This window comes from Streptomyces sp. NPDC006510, from assembly GCF_040611955.1.
GTDB lineage: Bacteria > Actinomycetota > Actinomycetes > Streptomycetales > Streptomycetaceae > Streptomyces.
The window spans coordinates 1-1,771 of sequence record NZ_JBEXPH010000433.1 but is presented as its reverse complement, the minus strand read 5'-3'; the positions used below and the strand labels follow the sequence as shown (position 1 = coordinate 1,771).

Genomic DNA, 1,771 nt, shown 5'->3' with positions numbered 1-1,771 from the left:
GCAGTACCGGCCCGACACCCTCGACGGCTTCATAGCCGGCACCGGCCTGGCCGTCGACACCCCAACGTCACCCTAACCAGCCGAAGTCAGTAACGGCCGCTCATCAGCACGAGGTGCAGGACGGCACACCAGGTTGGTCATCGGTTCATCGGCGGCGACCGTCGTGCGCGTTCTGTCGCCAAGGGGAGCTGGGTATGGTGCCGTCGGTACGCGTGTTCCTGCGGAGGTCGTCCTTCCTTCCGCTTGGTTGCCCCAGTTCTATAGCACCGAGGGGGCTAAACCGGTCGTCTGAGTTCCTAGGGCCTGTTGCGAAAGTGGATCTTGGAGGTTGGACCGTCGCACTTGTCACACCTTGCCGACGCAGGGCCGCAGCGCCCGCGAAGCGGAAAGCGCCGCTGGCGTTGGGCCAGAACCTAGGCATGCGGTTACGTGGATATACCGTTGTTTTCGCCACTCTGCATTGATAGCTTGGGAGGATGGTCAGCTCCTCGCGTGCCCTTCTCTGGCAGCCCGCAGCCTTCCCGCTTGCGGCACAGCAGGTCAAGGACGCGTACGCCCGCGTCAGGGCATCACTCATCGATGACGCACTGTTCATCCAGGACGCAGCCCAGTATGGCGTCACGGTCGACGAGCTTGACCAGAGAATGCAGCAGCCGCCCGCCCGGCTGGACAGCGGAACGTCGTGGGACTGGCTCGACGGTCCGGAGCACTATCGATGGGCTGTGTTGCGGGTCCTGGTAGAGGCGTATCCGTCAGCCGACCGGCACGAACTCGCAGGACCTGTCGTGGTGCCGGGGAACGCGGTCCATGTTGTCGCAGGCGACGTTCAGGTCGATGGGGACCTCGTGCTGGAGGAAGGGGCAGTGCTGTTCGTCCTGGGCAGACTGTCGGTGAGTGGGGCGCTGGTGTGCAGGCCGTGCTACTCCGTGGTCGCCGCGAGGGAGATCGAGTGTGCCGATGGTGCCACCGGAGGCGAGGTCTTGGCGCTGGGCGGCATCCGGTGTCCGGGCACCTTCTTTTTCGGTCACAACGATTACTCCGCACGTGCAGCGTCGTACGACGGCAACGTCCTCGTCGACTTCGAGCGCTACAACGCGTTCGGCCGTGTCGCCGTCCGGGAGCGGGTAACCGACTGGGACTTCCCAGCCGCGGCCCGCGTCCTGGGGCTCCCCGACGATGAGGGCGACTTGCTGGACGCGTACGCAGAAAAGCTGCTGAGCGGGCAAAGTACGGCATAGCTGGATGCGCACAGATCGGCAGCCACCAACCGCGGTCATCTGGGTGAAGGAGTCCTGGGCGACCAGCGAAGGGGGCAGAGGGCTGTTCACAGCCACTCGTTGATGGCTGCGATCAGCACTGTCGCTTCGTAGCGGACGGCGAGCTTGTCGTATCTCGTGGCCACTGCGCGGTGGCGCTTGAGGCGATTGATTCCGCACTCCACCGCGTGGCGCTCCTTGTAGTCCTCCTTGTCGAAGGCCGGCGGCCGACCTGAACCGCCCCGGGTTCGGTAGAGATCTCAGATTGTGGTGATGACCTGGGGTTTCGTGAGTTCGGTGTAGTAGTTGGCTTCGTATTCGACGGGTGGGGTGTGCCCTATTTCACCGTGGAGTCGTCGGTGGTTGTACCAGTCGACGTACTCGGCGGTGGCGAGTTCGACGTCGGACAGCGGCTTCCATGGCCGCCGGGGCTTGATCAGCTCGGTCTTGAACAGGCAATGCCGCGGAGTTAAGTCGTCGCGCATCACGTCAAGTTGATCAGTTTTCAGCTGGTG

General features: G+C 63.8%; 2 protein-coding genes and 1 pseudogene. 1 reads left to right on the top strand and 2 read right to left on the bottom strand.

From position 1 onward, the window contains the following. Positions 1-476 precede the first annotated feature (476 nt). The gene (locus ABZY11_RS44240; protein ID WP_356484583.1) at positions 477-1,238 is read left to right on the top strand and encodes a hypothetical protein; all 762 of its coding nucleotides are present in this window, start codon (positions 477-479) and stop codon (positions 1,236-1,238) included. 86 nt (positions 1,239-1,324) lie between these two features. Here ABZY11_RS44240 and ABZY11_RS44235 read toward each other — a convergent pair. Further along, positions 1,325-1,459 (bottom strand): annotated as a pseudogene (locus tag ABZY11_RS44235) (IS5/IS1182 family transposase); the annotation flags it as partial. A gap of 57 nt (positions 1,460-1,516) precedes the next feature. Continuing rightward, a partial coding sequence (locus ABZY11_RS44230; protein WP_356484582.1) for an IS3 family transposase occupies positions 1,517-1,771 on the bottom strand: 255 nt, incomplete at its 5' end.